Source organism: Arenimonas oryziterrae DSM 21050 = YC6267, assembly GCF_000420545.1.
Classification (GTDB): Bacteria; Pseudomonadota; Gammaproteobacteria; order Xanthomonadales; family Xanthomonadaceae; genus Arenimonas; species Arenimonas oryziterrae.
In genome coordinates this window covers 60,192-75,630 of sequence record NZ_ATVD01000006.1, presented here as the reverse complement: position 1 = coordinate 75,630, position 15,439 = coordinate 60,192, and the positions used below count along the sequence as shown (strand labels likewise).

Here is a 15,439-nt window from a genome sequence, read left to right as displayed (position 1 = left end):
GCCCCGCTTACCCGCCGGCTTCGAGGCCCAGGGCCGTGCGGATGCGCGGATGGTAGCTGCGGCCGGTGGCCAGTCGCGTGCCGCATTTGAGCCGCAGCAGGAACTGTCCCGAGGATTGCGATTCGACATCGACGATCGCGTCGAGCCGGACGATGCGCGAGCGGTGCACGCGCAGGAAACGGCGCGGATCCAGTCGCGACTCCAGATGCGCCATCGTCTCGCGTAGCACCAGCGCACGCGTGCCCAGATGCAGCTCGGCGTAGTTGGCATGCGCGCTGATGTAGTCGATCTCGTCGGTCGGCACCAGTTGGATGCGTAAGCCGACCGGCACCGCGATGCGTGCCGGATAGTCGCGTACGGGCACGCTGGCATCGGCCGGCGGCAGCGGACGCACGCGTTCCACCGCCTGGCGCAGGCGTTCGGCCGATACCGGCTTGAGCAGATAGTCGACGGCGCGCGCACCGAACGCGCGCACGGCATGCTCGGAATGCGCGGTAACGAACACGACATGCGGGCGCTCGGGCTTGGGCAGCGACTCGAGCACGTCGAAGCCGTCCAGGTCCGGCATCTGGATGTCCAGGAACACCACGTCCGGTCGCTGCAGCTGCAGTGCCGCGATCGCTTCGCCGCCGCTGGCGCAGTCGGCGACGACTTCGACGTCCTCGAATTGGCTCAGCAGGCGCAGCAGGCGCGCGCGCGCGAGCGGTTCGTCGTCGGCGATGACCGCGCGCAATCGCGACATCATGCGGCCTCACGCAGTTTGCGAAACGGAATGGTCAGCCGCACCAGGGTGCCGTGTTCGGGATCCTGCAGCAGTTGAAAACTGTAGTCATGGCCGTACAGGCCTTCGAGGCGCGCGCGTGTCGTGGCCAGTCCGACGCCGTGGCCGGCGCTGGCCGTGGCGCCGACGGCGCCGCCGCTGTCTTCGACTTCGAGCACGAGGCGGTCACGTTCGCGACGGGCGCGCACGGTGATCTGTCCGGGCGTGAGGCGCTGGCTGATGCCATGACGCACGGCATTCTCGACCAGCGGCTGCAGGACCAGCGGCGGCACATGCGCGGACAGCGTTTCCGGTGCGACCGCCCAGTCGACCTGCAGGCGTTGGCCGAGGCGCGTTTTTTCGATGTCGAGGTAGTAGCCGAGCAGGCGCAGTTCTTCCTGCAGAGCCACTTCCTGCGTGCCGGCCTTGTCCAGGCTGCTGCGCAGCAAGGCGCTCAGACCGACGATCATGCGGTCGGCCGCATCGGCGTCGCGATGCACGAGTTCGGCGATGGAGTTGAGCGCGTTGAACAGGAAATGCGGATTGAGCTGCGACGCGAGCGCCGCCAGGCGTGCGTCGGCGAGTTGCGATTGCAGCAAGGTCGCCTGCCGTTCGCGTTCGCGCGCGCGTTCGCTGAAAAAAAGCGCATGCGCGGCCGCGACCATCAGCCAGCCCTGGAACAGGTTGTTCCACACGCTCTGCACGAGCACCTCGGCGAAGGCCGGTGGCGCGTCGTACCAGTGCAGCCAGGGATCGAGCGTGTAGATGAACAACGCGCGGATCACCACGATCGCGGTGATCGCCGCGGCGTGCACCGCCACCGCACGCGCGACGCGTCCCGGCACGATCGGATGGCGACGCGCGAGCCAGAGCAGACCCAGTGTCAGCGGGATCCAGCCCCAGGCGCCGATCATGCTGGCCGGCATCGCCTGCGTCCACGGCACCGGATGGCCATCGGCGCCGGTCATTTTCATCCATTGCGCGGCGGTGGCGAGCCCGTTGAGGGTCCACCAGATGCACACGACCAAGCACAGCGTCAGCGTCTTGCGATTCATGGTCTCACGCTAACGCCCGGCCCCGGCCGCCGCAATAGCGCCGGGACGCTTTCGTCCCCGACACCGGGCGGTTCGTCCCAGAGCGCTTGCCCGCAGGCAGCGCCGGAACGAGCGTGGTGCCGCGACCACTGCCGCAGGGCAGGGCGATGACCAATCATTCAATCGGGGGAGAGGGCAGGAACGATGAGCAAGTCCATCATCAGCAAACGGCTGCGTCTGAGCACACTCGCGGTAGCACTGGGCGCCTGCCTGGCGGGTACCGCGATGGCGCAATCGAACTCGACCGGCTCGATCGCCGGCGTCACTGACGCGGGTGCGACCGTGACCATCGAAAATCCCGCGACCGGCTTCCGGCGCGAGATCACCGCCAGCGCCGACGGCAGTTATCGCCTGGGCGCGCTGCCGACGGGCACGTACAAGGTCACCACGCAGGGCCAGACGCACGAGGTGAATGTCACCATCGGCGGCACGGCGCAGGCGACCGACGTCGCCGGCGTGACAGTCAAGGGCGATGGCAGCATCAATGCGATCGACGTGTATTCGGTCGAGTCGACCACGATCCTGACCGCCGAACAGGTCGCGCGAATTCCGGTCGGTCGCAACATCACCAATGTCGCCCTGCTCGCGCCGGGCACGGTGCGCGGCGATGCCGCCTTCGGCAATCTCGCGTCGTTCGGCGGTTCTTCGGTTGCCGAGAACGCGTATTTCGTCAATGGCTTCAACATCACCAACTCGTTCCGCAACCTCAACTTCGGCCAGGTGCCTTACGAGGCGATCGCCGAACAGCAGATCAAGACCGGCGGCTACGGCGCCGAGTTCGGTCGCTCGACCGGCGGCGTGATCAACCTGGTCACGCGTCGCGGCAGCAACGAATTCCACGCCGGCGGCAATCTGTTCATCACGCCGTCCTCGCTGACCGGGCGCAATCCGAATGTGTATTCGGCTGGCGGCATCGACGTGCAGCCCGATCCGACCGTGCTGCGGCAGCCGACCCTGCTCGCCGACAACAGCCGCAACCGCCCCGGCACGCAGACCACCGCCTCGGTCTGGGCCAGCGGCGCCTTGATCCGCGATCGCCTGTTCGCCTATGCGCTGTTGCAGTACGGCCGCACCACCGGCACCGAGACTTACGGCGGCGTCGCCAGCTCCAACAACAATTCCGCCGACGCACGCACGCCGAACTGGCTGCTGAAGATGGACTGGAACATCAGCGACAGCCACCTGCTCGAGCTGACCGGCTTCTCCGACACCAACAAGACCGAGTCCGACGTATTCACCACGCAGCCCGACACGCTCGGCATCGGCCGTGGCGCGCGCCTGGGCACGATCTACAACGATGTCGGCGGCAAGGTGTTCTCGCTCAAGTACACCGGCTATCTCAGCGACAACTTCACCTTGTCGGCCCTGGTGGGTAATGGCGAGTCGCGGCGCAGCAACTTCGGCATCACCGCCAACGGCATTCGCCAGGAATACCTGGGCAATGTCGGCGGTCCGATCGGCGGTTGCCCGGTCATCACCGACATCCGCACGGGCGCGGCCCTGGGCAATGCGATTCCGAACTGCAGCTTCATCGGCCTGCTCGGTTCGACGCGGTCCAAGGACGAGCGCAACCAGACGCGCCTGGACGCGGAATGGCAGCTGGGCGATCACCTGCTGCGCTTCGGCTACGACGCCGACACCTTCGAGAGTTTCGATGCGCAGTCGCTGGAAGGCGGCGCGGCCTGGCAGTACGAGAATCCGCTGACCGCCGGTCCGCTCGCGGGCATGAATCGCGTGCGCAAGCGCGTGTTCCAGACCGGCGCCGGCGTCGAGGTCGATTCCAAGGCCTTCTACATCGAGGACAAGTGGCAGGTCACGGCCAATTTCCTCGCCTATGTCGGCCTGCGCTGGGACAGCTTCGAGAACAAGAACGGCGATGGCCAGGCCTTCGTCAAGATCGACAACCAGTTCGGTCCGCGCCTGGGTCTGTCCTGGGACGTCAACGGCGACGGCCGCTTCAAGATCTTTGGCAATGCCGGTCGCTACGCCTTGCCGTTGACGGCAACCGTCGCCGTGCGCGGTGCGTCGAAGTCGCTGTTCAGCGAGGAGTACTACACCTACACCGGCGTGGATCCGACCACGGGAGCGCCGATCGGTGCGGTCAATGTCGGCAATCCCAACTGCGGCGGCTGCCCGACGCGCTATCTCAACAACGAGTTTGGTCTGGCCAAGGATCCGCGCGGCATCGCGTCGGAGAACCTCGAGCCGATGTATCAGGACGAGTACATCCTGGGCTTCCAGACGCAGATCACCGACCATCTGTCCGGCGGCGTGCGCGGCATCTACCGCAATCTCAAGCGCGCGATCGACGATCAGTGCGACGTGCGACCGATCTTCGAATACGCGATGGACCACGGCCTGGCCTTCGATCCGATCAACCCGCGCTTCGCGTTCTGCCATCTGTACAACCCCGGCTCCGACGGCATCTTCAACGTCGACGTCGACAACGACGGCACCTTCGAACGTATCGTGATCCCCGCCGCCGTGCTCGGTCCCAAGGCACGCCGCACGTACAAGGCGGTGGAGTTCTTCGCCGAAGGCCAGTGGCAGGACTTCTTCTTCCAGGGCTCCTACACCTGGGCCAAGAGCTCGGGCAATACCGAAGGCGGCATCAAGTCCGATATCGGCCAGCAGGACACCGGCACCACGCAGGACTTCGACTATCCCGAGCTGATGATCGGCGCGGACGGCGACCTGCCCAACGATCGCCGCCACACGCTCAAGCTCTATGGCAACTACGAGATCAATCCGCAGTGGTCGATCGGCGCGAGCGTGCTGGTGCAGTCGGGTCGTCCGATCAACTGCTTCGGCTATCTGGGCGGCACCAATACGTCGATCTACGGCAACAGCTACTTCTCCTGCGACAACCTGCGCACGCAGTCGACCGCCGATGGCGACGGCGATAACGGCGCGACGGTGCGCGGTCGCGGTCGCTCCGGACGCACGCCCTGGTCGCGGTCGCTGGATCTGAACATCGCCTACCGACCGGCGTTCGCCGAAGGTCGCCTGACCTTCAAGGCCGACGTGTTCAACCTGCTCAACGAGCACGCCGTGACCTCGGTGTCGGAGTTCGGCGAAAACTCGGCGGGCGAGTCGCAGTTCTCCACGACCTACAAGGCGCCGACGAACTTCCAGGCGGCGCGGTCGTTCCGCTTCATGGTGCAGTACGACTTCTGACGGACGAGGCGAGCGCCGGGGCCATGTCCCCCAGCGCCAAGTGCGATGGGCTCCTTGCCGGTGTTCAACCCCGGCGCCGGCAAGGTCTTTTTCGCGCGCTGCGCACCCGGAACCCACAGACGGCTTGGCCGCCTTCTTTTTTTGGCCGATGATCGGCGCGAACGCCCAAGGGACTTCGCACGATGGCCCGACCCGCCGACGACGATCAAACGACGGGCACACGACCGGATCCGTCCCGTCGCAGCGCCTTGCTGACCTTGGCCGGCGCGGCCGTTGCCGCCGCGGGTGGCGCCTGGTGGTGGCGATCCGCAGCGTCGGCATCCGAAGGGTCGCAGGACGCGATCGCCACCCCGAGCGAGCCGCTGCCGCGCGGACGCGCGCCGGTTTCCCTCTTCTACACGTCGGCCTACGTCGGCGCCGCGCATGCGTTCGAAACCACGCGCAAGGCAGCCTGGGTCGCGCAATCCTTGATCGAGGCGCCGATTCCCGGCCTGCAACTGACGACGCATGACGCGCTGACGGCAGACGAGGTACTCGCCGTGCACGCGCCGGCCTACGTGGAGGCGGTGCGCACGGGCGAGCCGCGCGACTTGGCGCAGTCGCAGGGATTTCCCTGGGACGCCGCCCTGTGGCCGATGGTAGTGGCCTCGAATGGCGGTGCCGTGGCGGCAGCACGCGCGGCGCTGGCGACCGGCGGCATCGCCGGGGCGCTCGCGAGCGGCCTGCATCATGCGCGTCGCGATCACGGCGCCGGATTCTGCACCTTCAACGGCCTGGTCATCGCCGCGCTGCAGGCGCTCGCCGGGAAGGCGAAGCGCGTGCTGATCCTGGATTTCGATGCGCACTGCGGCGGCGGCACGCATTCCTTGCTCGGCGAACATCCCGCGGTGCGGATCGTCGACGTCGCCGTCGACGGTTTCGACGCCTACCTGCCGCTCGGTGCCAACACCCTGGACCGGGTAACGAGTGCCGACGCCTACCTGCCCACGATTTCGCGACGTCTGGCCGCACTCGACGGCGATCGCTTCGACCTGTGCCTGTACAACGCCGGCATGGATCCACACGAAGGCTGCCCGGTCGGCGGACTGGCCGGCATCGATGCGGCGGTGCTCGGTGAACGCGAGCGGATGGTTTTCGATTGGGCGCGGCAACGGAAACTGCCGCTCGCTTTCGTGCTGGCAGGCGGCTATCTCGGTCCGACGCTGGCGCAGGACGAACTGGTGGCCCTGCATCGCCTCACGCTGGCCGCCGCGGCTCAGCCGCCGCGATAGCGCAAGGTCAGGCCCTTCAGGAAATTCCGCAGCATCTGATCGCCGCACAGGCGGAAGTTCTTGTGATCGGGCTGACGGAACAGCGCCGACAGTTCCGGCTTCGACACCGGAAAACCGGCGGCATCGAAGATCTCGTGCATGTCGACATCCTTGAGTTCGAAGGCGACGCGCAACTTCTTCAGCACCAGATTGTTGGTGATGCGCTTTTCCACCGGGCGGGCCGGGCGGTCGGGATCCTTGCCGCGATAGTGGAACACCAGGCCATCGAGGAAATGCGCGAGCACGGCGTCACCGCATTCCACGTAACCTTCTTCGCCGTCCTTCTTCAGGTAGGACTGCACGGCCGCCTTATCGATCGCGAAAGCCGCATCCGCATCCTGGGTGATCTCGACGATCTTGCTGTCGCTCAGGTCGAGCATGTAGCGGATGCTGCGCATGACGTCGTTGTTGATCATGGTCGTCGGTCGGTCGGGAAGGGCGCCAGTTTAGGCGCGTTTGGGTGGGCGTGCAGTGGATTCGCGTGAAAGACCATCGGTCAGGCCCCCTTGCCTGCGCCATTCGAGTCGCCGCACGTTACCGGCTTGGTCGAATGGCGCAGGCAAGGGAGCCTGACCGAACGCCGCACCTAGATTCAGAAGATCGCGCGGCGCAGTAGCTGCTGCGGCGCGCCATGGCCGCTGCGGTGTTCAGGGTGCGTAGTGCTTCGTGAGTGCTAGTCTTGCGGGACGACCCTTGCAACGGGGAAGTATGTGAAGTCCGTCACCAGGAAAGCCGTTCGCAACTATGGCTTTTTCGTGGCCGCCGCGGTCCTCATCGCGTTGGGCTCCTACATCGTTTTCAGCGGCTTGCAGTTTCGTCGGCATTCGACCTGGGTCGCGCATACGCACGAGGTCATGGAGTCGCTGGACGCCATTTCCCGCGCGCAGCAGGAGACGGTCTCGGATGTGCGCGGCTATCTTTTGACCGGACGCATCGAGGAGCGCGACCGGTTCTGGGTGCACCGTGCGCAACTGCTGCATTCGATCGAGGCACTGCCGCCGCTGGTTGCCGACAATCCCGAGCAGCAGGCACGCGGCTCCCGTCTGCTGGCAAGCGTTCGCGACCGGCTGCGTTACTCGGAGGGTTCGGTGGCGACGTATCGTGCGACCGGCAGCGCCGAGTCGGCGCCAGCGATCATTCATGCCGAAGCGATTTCATCGGTGCAGAACCAGATCGATGCGCTCCTGCACCAGATGCGCGAAGCGGAAGAGCAGTTGCTTGCCCTGCGCGCGCGCCGCTCCGACGAGGCCCTGCTGGCCCTGGTCGGTGGCACGGCGATCGGCATTCCTTTCAGCCTGTTCCTGCTCGGCTACATCTACCTGATGCTGCGGCGGGAAAACCGCGAACGGCAGGTCGCCGAGCGCGCTGCGATCACCTACAACGAGGAGCTGAATACCTCGGTGCGCCAGCTCGAGCAGCTGTCGATCGACCTGGGCTTCCTCAGCAACTACTCGGGCATGCTGCAAAGCTCGTCGACATCTGAGGAGATGTTCGAGATCACGCGCCAGGCGCTGAGCGGCCTCTTGCCCGAAGCGGCCGGCACGATCTACCTGCTGCGCGCCTCGCGCGATCACGCCGACATCGTCGCGCATTGGCGTGTGCATGCCGTGCCATCGCATCCAGCGCCGGCGCTGACCGATTGCTGGGCCGTGCGCCGCAACCAGCCCTATTTCGTTGACGACGTGCTGCGTGGCGTGCATTGCGGGCATCTCGAAACGGCGACGGGGGCCGGCATCCACGCCACGGCCTGCATCCCGCTGAGCGCCCAGGGCGAGCTGATGGGCTGGCTGTATCTCAGTGGGCCCGGTCCGGGACCGCTTTTCGGTATCAACCTGGCGCTCAATGCCTGCGAGCAACTGTCCCTGGCGCTGGCCAATATCCGCCTGCGCGAAACCCTGCGTCACCAGGCCCTGCGCGACCCGCTGACCGGCCTGTTCAACCGTCGCTACCTCGAGGAATGCCTGGCGCGCGAAATCGCCCGCTGCCAGCGCCGATCCTTGCCGTTGGCGGTGCTGATGATGGACCTGGACCACTTCAAGTCCTTCAACGATCGCTACGGACATGCCGGTGGCGACGCCGTGCTCGCCGCGTTCGGTCAGCTGCTGCAGTCGCGCTCGCGCAGCGAGGACATCGCCTGCCGTTACGGCGGCGAGGAGTTCACCCTGATCATGCCCGAGGCGCCGCGCGAGATCGCGATGGCGCGCGCCGAACTGCTGCGCGAATCGGTCGCCGCCATGCGTGTCGAGCATCAGGGCCGGCCGCTGCCGGGCGTGACGCTGTCGATCGGCATCGCCATGATGCCCGGTCACGAAGTCCCCGGTTCGCTGCTGATGCAGGCCGGCGACAAGGCCTTGTACGCCGCGAAAGCAGCTGGCCGGGACCGGGTGCACGTGGCCGAGCTCTGATCGCGTCGTGCCGCGGCCGTTGGCGAGCGGCGATGATCACGTCCGCGGTGCGCGGCAAGGGTCAGGACGTGGTGACCAAGCGTTCGCTAGTGCGAATGCCCGTGGTGCCGATCCGCGGCCGCTGTCGCGGCGGTCTCGCAGCCGGGCTCCGCGCAGGGATCGGTTTCCATCTGCAAGGTCACGTGGTGCAGATCGAAGCGGGTTTCCAGCATTTCCGCGAGGATCAGCCGCGTGCCCACCGCATCGGCGACACCTGCGGCGAGCACCACGTGCGCGGCCATCGCCGGACGCATGCTGCTCAGCGACCACACATGCAGATCGTGGATCGAAGCGACGCCAGGCGTCGCCAGCATCGCTTCGCGCAGTGCGGCCAGATCCAGGCCCTTGGGCACGCCTTCAAGCAGCACATGCATCGCCTCGCGCACGAGCGACCCGGTGCGTGGCAAGACCCACAGGCCGATCAGCACCGCGAGGATCGGATCGACGACCGTCCAGCCGGTCGCCCAGATCAAGCCCGCGCCCAGGATCACCGCGACGGAGCCGAGCATGTCGCTCCACACTTCCAGATACGCGCCTTTCATGTTCAGGCTCTCGCCGCTGCCGGCCTTGAGCAGGCGCATCGCGAGCAGGTTCACCGCCAGGCCGATGCCCGCGACGACGAGCATGCCCAGGGTCGCGACCTGCGGCGGATGCCGGAAACGGTCGATCGCCGCCCAGAGAATGTAGCCGGCGACCAGGAACAGCAGCCCGCCATTGACCAGCGCGCCGATCGCTTCCAGTCGCGCATAGCCGAACGTGCGTTTGGCATCCGGCGGTCGCCGGCCGAGACGGACCGCCACCAGCGCGATCGCAAGCGCCAGCGTATCGGTCGCCATGTGCGCGGCATCCGACAACAGCGCCAGGCTGTTGCTCAGCCACGCGCCGGCGAGTTCGACGAGCAGGAACGCGCCGGTCAGCGCCAGCGCCCACCACAGGGGCCGCTCATGGCGAATCGTGCTCAGACCGTGATCGTGATCGTGTCCCATGGTGCACCTTAGTCAATGTGCCGGTGTATTTCATCTGCCGGGCGCGCGTCCGGACCCGCTCCGCGCTACAGACGCGGGTCGATGGGCTCGCTTTCCAGCGCCAACACCCCGAACACGCATTCGTGAACGCGATACAGGGGCTCGCGCTCGACGAAACGATGCAGGGATTCGTGCCCGAGCGCGAACTCGCGCAGCGCGAGCGCGCGTTTCGACGCCAGTCCACGCTGGCGCAGGCGCGCCAGGTTCTCAGGCTCGGTGTAGGTCGGACCGTAGATGATGCGCAGGTATTCGCGACCCCGGCATTTGATGGCCGGCTGCACCAGACCCTTGCGGCTGCTGACGATGCCGTCGACGGGCTTGATGACCATGCCTTCGCTCGCGCCCGTGGTGATGGCGTGCCACCACTCGCTGGCGGCGCGTTCGCTGTCGGGATCTTTCAAATCGACGTAGCGTCGATCGGTCCGGCGGAACAGGCCCGGATCGGCGTCGCAGAGCCGGTCGATGATGTCCAGATGCCAGCGATGGCCATTGGGCAGGGTCGTGGCGCCTTCATGCGCGAGGATGTGGAACGGTGCCAGGCGCAGGTCGTCGGGGCCCGCGACGGTCCAACAGTAGCGACGATATTCCTCGACATAGCGCTCGACGGCGCTGTGGCGCGACTGCAGCTTCGCGGTCAGGTCGGCGACATCGAGGCCGCGATCGGCCGCTTGCGCGGCCCAGTCGCGCGTCGCCCGCAGCGAGGCAAGTCCGGCTGCGCCGGTAGGCGCATATTGCTTGCGCAAAAGCTCCTCCGCTTTCGCCGACCACGGCAGCAGTTCGATATCGATGGCGATCCAGTCAGTCGCCAAATGTTGCCAAAGGCCCGCCGTTTCCATGGCACGGTCCAGCCGCGCCAGAAGAATCGATTCGGTCTCGCCCTCCTGGAAAAAGCGGCGGCCGGTACGCGTGTAGATGACGCCGCGGCCGTCGTCGCGAATACCGAAGCGGTTCGCGGCGACGTCCTCCGAGCGGCACAGGACAACGACCGCACGCGAGCCCATGTGCTTTTCCTCGCACACCAGCTCGGTGATGCCTTCGCTGCGGAAATAGTCGAAGGCCTCCGCGGGGCGCTCGAGCAAATCGCCGTCCGGCGCCGTGGCGGGTGGTGCCATGGTCGGCGGCAAGTAGATCAGCCAGCGCGGATCGACGGCAAAGCGGCTCATCACTTCCAGCGCCGCGCGGGCATTCTCGTCGCGGATCGTGATGCTTCGTCCGAGCCGCGGCTTGATGATGCGCTTGCCGAGCACATCGTCGATGTCCAGCACCACGGCATCGCGCGCCGCGGACTGCGGCGCCGGTTCGGCGGCGACCGGGCGGACAGGTTCGTAATACATACGCGCAGCCGGCACGGACACGAGTTCGCGCTCAGGGTAGCGCAACGCGGTCAGGCGTCCGCCGAAGACGCAGCCGGTATCCACGCACAGGGTGCGGTTGATCCATTCGGGTTCCGGCACAGGCGTGTGGCCGTACACGACCATTGCTTCGCCGCGGTATTCACCGGCCCAGTCGTAACGCACCGGCAGGCCGTAATCGTCGGTCTCGCCGGTGGTTTCGCCATACAGCGCGAAGTCGCGCACGGCGCCCGACGCGCGGCCCTGCAGACTCTGCTTGAGTCCCGCATGGGCGACCACGAGGCGGCCATCGTCGAGCACGTAGTGGCTGACCAGGCTGTAGACGAAATCGGCAACCTCTTTGCGGAATGCGTCGGGCTCGGCTTCGAGCTGCTGCAGGGTTTCCGCCAGACCGTGGCTGATGCGCACATCCCGGCCGCGCAGCTTGCGCATCAGCTTCACGTCGTGGTTTCCCGGGACGCACAGTGCCGTGCCCGCGGCGACCATGTGCATGACCAGACGCAGCACGCCCGGCGAATCCGGGCCACGGTCGACCAGGTCGCCGACGAACAGGGCGCGACGGCCTTCCGGTGCCGTCACTTGCGGCGCATCGCGCGTGCCGGCGACCGCGTAGCCCAGTTCCTGCAGGAGCGCGACAGCCTCGTCGCGGCAGCCGTGGATGTCGCCGATGATGTCGAAGGGGCCGTGATCGTCGCGCCGGTCGTTCCACAGGCGCTGACGCTCGATGACCACGTTCGCGACATCGTCGACGGTCTTGAGGACATTGACGTTGCGGAAACCCTCGCGTTCGAGGCCGCGCATCGAACGATGCATCAGCTGGATCTGCGAGCGGATCACGTGCGGGCCGAAATCGCGATCGGCGCGCAGGGAGTTTCGTTCCTGGCAGACGCGCTCGGGCAGGTCGAAGACGATCGCGGCGGGCAGCACGTGGTACTCGCGCGCCAGTGCGATGAGCCGCTTGCGGTCTTCCGGCCGGACATTGGTCGCGTCTATGACCGTGAATCGTCCCGCGGCCAGGCGTTTGGCCGCGATGGCATAGAGGATGTCGAAGGCGTCCTTGGTAACCGACTGGTCGTTTTCGTTGTCTCCGACCAGGCCGCGGCAGAAGTCCGAGGAAATGACCTCGGTCGGCAGGAAGTGCCGGCGTGCGAACGTCGATTTGCCGGCACCCGACGGGCCGATCAGGGCGACCAGGGAAAGATGCGGAATCTTCACGATGCTCATCGGCTGAACACTCCCATCTGGGTCGGTGGGCCGAGCGCCGGGTCGAGCGGGCCGATGGGCAGGAATTCCACCCGATAGCCATGACGCGTGCACACGCCCTCGGCCCATTCCTGGAACTGCGCGCGCGTCCACTCGAAGCGGTGGTCCCTGTGGCGCAGCGTGCCGTGTTCGAGCCGCTCGAAGCGGACGTTGTATTCGACGTTCGGCGTGGTGATCAGCACGACGGCCGGCTGTGCGAACTCGAACACGTTCCGCTCGAACGCGAGCAGGCGTTGCGGGTCGATGTGCTCGATGACCTCGACCGCGCACGCGGCATCAAAACCGGTGAGGCGGGCATCACGATAGGTCAGGCTGCCCTGTTGCAGGTCGATGCGCGCGCGCTTGAGCGGCGGCAGGCGATCCAGATGCAGGCGGTCGGCCGCGCGCTCGAGCGAAAGATTCGAGACATCGATGCCGAGCAGGCGCTCGAACTGGCGATGCTCCAGCAGCCGGCTCAGAAGCCGGCCCTCGCCGCAGCCCAGATCGACGACCGAACGTACGCCGGAGGCAAGCAGGACGCGTTCCACGTCGGCCATGCGCTGCTCGTTGAGGCTCAAGCTGCGCTCGAGGGCCTGCTCACCTTCATCCCGACCCTCGGACTGCGCTTCGACCTCTTCCTCCGGTTCGTTGAGCAGCTTCGCCAGGGCATCGCGCACCAGGGAACGGCGTCGCTTGAGATAGCCCGTCATGATCCAGTCGCGTTCGGGATGCGTGGGCAGCCAGGTGCCGGCTTTGTCCACGAGCTTTAGCACCTCGTCGTCGCCGATGAAGTAGTGCTTGTCGCCGTCGATGGCCGGCAACAGCACGTACAGATGGGAGAGCAGGTCGGCCAGGCGCAGGGTGCCGGTCAGACGCAGGCGGAAATACTGGCTGGTACCCCAGTCCGGGAACGCGTCATCGAGCGGCAGCGCTTCGGTCTCGACCACATAGCCCAGCGGCTCGAAGCATGCACGCAGTTTGGCTTCGCCGCCGCGACAGCGCAGCACGGGAATCTCCGCATCCAGCGCGATGGCGCTCGCCGCCAGCTCCGGGCGCGATTTGCTGTCGCCGGACATCGCACTGGAGAAAACGCGGGCGATCGCGACGGCCAGGAACGAAGACGCGGTGTAGGGGCGATCGTTGACGTACTGGGTCAGCGGGCCGTCGCCTTCGCCACGGCCGCGCACCAGACCGACCGGATCGACGTCCACCATCAAGACCACGGAACACCGTTCCGGACTGGCTTCGGGATAGAAGACATGAGCCTTGCCAAACGGCAGGTCGAAGCTCTGGTGCCGGTCGGGATTTTTCGACAGCAGGTAGCCCAGGTCGGTGGCGGGCGAGTGATGGGTGCCAATCTTCAACTGCATGGTGATTCCCGACGCTGATCGCGCGTTTTTACGGAGGCCCGCGAAATCTGCGTGCAAACACTGATTTTAGCGGTTTTGCGCGGCCAGCAGCGCCGCCGAAAAAAAAGGAGCCAGAATTGTGATCTGGCTCCCGGGAGGCGCGTGCGAATCGATGAGGATTCAGCTCGCGCAGCCGCACGACTCGCAGCTGCAGCAGCGGCAGGGGTTGCACTTGCAGTCGCCGCACTGGCAGCAGCGGCAGCTCGGGGCGGAGGCCTGGGTGTCGCTGCCGGTCTGGGTGGCGGGAGCGTTCTTCGGAGAGGTGTTCATGATGTGGGTCCTGGAAAGAGCGGCCGATTGCCGCCAGGACTAGGTTCGGGCTTGTCCCGGTGGGAAGGTCAACCGCCAGTCGCGGTGGCCGTTCGCCGGTGCCGAGAAACGACCCGACTTGCGGCATCGCGTTGACCTTCCCATGATGGCAAGCCGCAGCCTTGTCCGACCGCACGCCGCCTCGGCGTTTCAGGGCAGGCGGGCCCGGCAGGAGGATCGCGACATGCGCACTCACACCCCACGACCGGAACTGGCCGATGCGCGCCAGCAGGGTTTCCACAACATCGGCGAGGCCTCGGCGGCGACCGGTGTCAGCGCGAAGATGATCCGGCATTACGAGGGCATTGGCCTGATTCCCGCCGCGGCGCGCACCTTCGCCGGCTATCGCCTGTATGCCGATGCCGACCTGCACCGCCTGCGTTTCATCAAGCGTGCGCGCACCCTGGGTTTTGCGATGAAACAGATCGACGTCCTGCTCGGACTGTGGAACGACCGCCAGCGGGCGAGCGCCGAGGTCAAGCAGCTCGCGCAGCGACACGCCGACGAACTGGCCGCGAAAATCGCCGAAATGCAGGCGATGCAGCGCACATTGGCCGACCTCGCGCGGCACTGCCAGGGCAACCAGCGACCGGAATGTCCGATCCTCGACGACCTCGCCCGGCAGTGATCGCGGTGCGTCCGGACGGCCTGTTTTCAGTGCTTCGGTGGGGCCTGGAAAAAAAATAGCGCGAAAAGTGCGGTTTTTTTCGCTTATGGGCTTGGCGGCGCGATCAGCTTGGCCTACATTCCGCATGCCGAGATGATTTCCAGGCAAACCATCCATCCATCGAATACCACCAGGATATTTATGGCGAAGACCAAGAAAGTTGTGAAAAAGAAGGCTGCCCCGAAAGCCGCCGCCAAGCCGGCCGCCGTCAAGCCGATCAAAGAGGCGCTGAGCAAGTCCGGCCTCGTCGCGCACATCGCCGAAGCCGCCGCCGTTGCCGCCAAGGACGTGCGCGCTGTTCTCGCCGCGCTCGAAGGCGCCGTCGCTGCCTCCGTCAGCAAGAAGGGCGCGGGTTCGTTCACCCTGCCGGGCCTGCTGAAGATCAGCGCCGTCAGCGTCCCCGCCAAGCCCAAGCGCAAAGGCATCAACCCGTTCACCAAGGAAGAGCAGTGGTTTGCTGCCAAGCCGGCCACCGTGAAGGTCAAGGTGCGTCCGCTGAAGAAGCTCAAGGACGCTGCGGCGTAATTGCTGCCAGGATTGCGGCGCGCCGTTTGGCCGCCGCATCCCCCGGGCGGGCTGGCGAGCGATCGCCGCCCGCCTTTTTTTATGGCATCGCGCCGCGTCGCTGACCGGTGCGAAGCGCTTAAGCG

12 protein-coding genes are annotated in these 15,439 nt (G+C 66.3%); 6 read left to right on the top strand and 6 right to left on the bottom strand.

Features of this window, described 5'->3' with window-relative positions; all coding sequences use genetic code 11:
- Positions 1-7 precede the first annotated feature (7 nt).
- Positions 8-742: a LytR/AlgR family response regulator transcription factor gene (locus G467_RS0113385; protein WP_162140765.1), complete on the bottom strand. Its 735-nt coding sequence runs from the start codon at positions 740-742 to the stop codon at positions 8-10.
- Positions 742-1,815 (bottom strand): sensor histidine kinase, encoded by a 1,074-nt coding sequence (locus G467_RS0113380; protein ID WP_022970253.1) that lies wholly within the window; start codon positions 1,813-1,815, stop codon positions 742-744. Before G467_RS0113380 ends, G467_RS0113385 begins: the two co-directional genes overlap by 1 nt.
- Positions 1,816-1,998: 183 nt before the next feature.
- On the opposite strand from G467_RS0113380, the gene G467_RS16890 reads away from it, so the two are divergent.
- Positions 1,999-5,031, top strand: coding sequence for a TonB-dependent receptor (locus G467_RS16890; protein ID WP_022970252.1), 3,033 nt, complete (start codon positions 1,999-2,001; stop codon positions 5,029-5,031).
- 182 nt (positions 5,032-5,213) lie between these two features.
- The gene (locus G467_RS0113370) at positions 5,214-6,302 is read left to right on the top strand and encodes an arginase family protein (protein ID WP_022970251.1); all 1,089 of its coding nucleotides are present in this window, start codon (positions 5,214-5,216) and stop codon (positions 6,300-6,302) included.
- Here G467_RS0113370 and G467_RS0113365 read toward each other — a convergent pair.
- A complete protein-coding gene (locus G467_RS0113365; RefSeq protein ID WP_022970250.1) occupies positions 6,287-6,757 on the bottom strand; it encodes a YehS family protein in 471 nt (156 codons plus the stop codon). The two genes, G467_RS0113370 and G467_RS0113365, sit on opposite strands and share 16 nt — an antisense overlap.
- 294 nt (positions 6,758-7,051) lie before the next feature.
- On the opposite strand from G467_RS0113365, the gene G467_RS16885 reads away from it, so the two are divergent.
- Entirely contained in the window at positions 7,052-8,746 is a 1,695-nt protein-coding gene (locus G467_RS16885) for a sensor domain-containing diguanylate cyclase (RefSeq protein WP_022970249.1), read from the top strand.
- 86 nt (positions 8,747-8,832) lie between these two features.
- On the opposite strand, the gene G467_RS0113355 is transcribed toward G467_RS16885, so the two are convergent.
- From G467_RS0113355 to G467_RS0113345, 3 genes are all read right to left on the bottom strand, one after another.
- On the bottom strand, positions 8,833-9,771 hold the full coding sequence (locus G467_RS0113355; protein ID WP_022970248.1) for a cation diffusion facilitator family transporter: 939 nt from the start codon (positions 9,769-9,771) through the stop codon (positions 8,833-8,835).
- Positions 9,772-9,836: 65 nt separating this feature from the next.
- A complete protein-coding gene (locus G467_RS0113350) occupies positions 9,837-12,386 on the bottom strand; it encodes a polynucleotide kinase-phosphatase (RefSeq protein WP_022970247.1) in 2,550 nt (849 codons plus the stop codon).
- On the bottom strand, positions 12,383-13,774 hold the full coding sequence (locus G467_RS0113345; protein WP_022970246.1) for a 3' terminal RNA ribose 2'-O-methyltransferase Hen1: 1,392 nt from the start codon (positions 13,772-13,774) through the stop codon (positions 12,383-12,385). Before G467_RS0113345 ends, G467_RS0113350 begins: the two co-directional genes overlap by 4 nt.
- Before the next feature lie 151 nt (positions 13,775-13,925).
- Here G467_RS0113345 and G467_RS17650 point away from each other — a divergent pair, with 151 nt between their 5' ends.
- The 3 genes from G467_RS17650 (at position 13,926) to G467_RS0113330 (ending at position 15,314) form a co-directional block, all read left to right on the top strand.
- Positions 13,926-14,126 (top strand): hypothetical protein, encoded by a 201-nt coding sequence (locus tag G467_RS17650; protein ID WP_022970245.1) that lies wholly within the window; start codon positions 13,926-13,928, stop codon positions 14,124-14,126.
- Between the two features lie 180 nt (positions 14,127-14,306).
- Entirely contained in the window at positions 14,307-14,750 is a 444-nt protein-coding gene (cueR, locus tag G467_RS0113335) for a Cu(I)-responsive transcriptional regulator (protein WP_022970244.1), read from the top strand.
- Between the two features lie 180 nt (positions 14,751-14,930).
- On the top strand, positions 14,931-15,314 hold the full coding sequence (locus G467_RS0113330) for an HU family DNA-binding protein (RefSeq protein WP_022970243.1): 384 nt from the start codon (positions 14,931-14,933) through the stop codon (positions 15,312-15,314).
- Positions 15,315-15,439: the final 125 nt, after the last annotated feature.

What these genes read in the sequence shown, in the direction of transcription:
- G467_RS0113385 (WP_162140765.1), bottom strand. Translation starts at nt 742, where the DNA reads ATGTCGCGATTGCGCGCGGTCATCGCCGACGACGAACCGCTCGCGCGC.
- G467_RS0113380 (WP_022970253.1), bottom strand. Translation starts at nt 1,815, where the DNA reads ATGAATCGCAAGACGCTGACGCTGTGCTTGGTCGTGTGCATCTGGTGG.
- G467_RS16890 (WP_022970252.1), top strand. Translation starts at nt 1,999, where the DNA reads ATGAGCAAGTCCATCATCAGCAAACGGCTGCGTCTGAGCACACTCGCG.
- G467_RS0113370 (WP_022970251.1), top strand. Translation starts at nt 5,214, where the DNA reads ATGGCCCGACCCGCCGACGACGATCAAACGACGGGCACACGACCGGAT.
- G467_RS0113365 (WP_022970250.1), bottom strand. Translation starts at nt 6,757, where the DNA reads ATGATCAACAACGACGTCATGCGCAGCATCCGCTACATGCTCGACCTG.
- G467_RS0113355 (WP_022970248.1), bottom strand. Translation starts at nt 9,771, where the DNA reads ATGGGACACGATCACGATCACGGTCTGAGCACGATTCGCCATGAGCGG.
- G467_RS0113350 (WP_022970247.1), bottom strand. Translation starts at nt 12,386, where the DNA reads ATGAGCATCGTGAAGATTCCGCATCTTTCCCTGGTCGCCCTGATCGGC.
- G467_RS0113345 (WP_022970246.1), bottom strand. Translation starts at nt 13,774, where the DNA reads ATGCAGTTGAAGATTGGCACCCATCACTCGCCCGCCACCGACCTGGGC.
- G467_RS17650 (WP_022970245.1), top strand. Translation starts at nt 13,926, where the DNA reads ATGAGGATTCAGCTCGCGCAGCCGCACGACTCGCAGCTGCAGCAGCGG.
- cueR (WP_022970244.1), top strand. Translation starts at nt 14,307, where the DNA reads ATGCGCACTCACACCCCACGACCGGAACTGGCCGATGCGCGCCAGCAG.
- G467_RS0113330 (WP_022970243.1), top strand. Translation starts at nt 14,931, where the DNA reads ATGGCGAAGACCAAGAAAGTTGTGAAAAAGAAGGCTGCCCCGAAAGCC.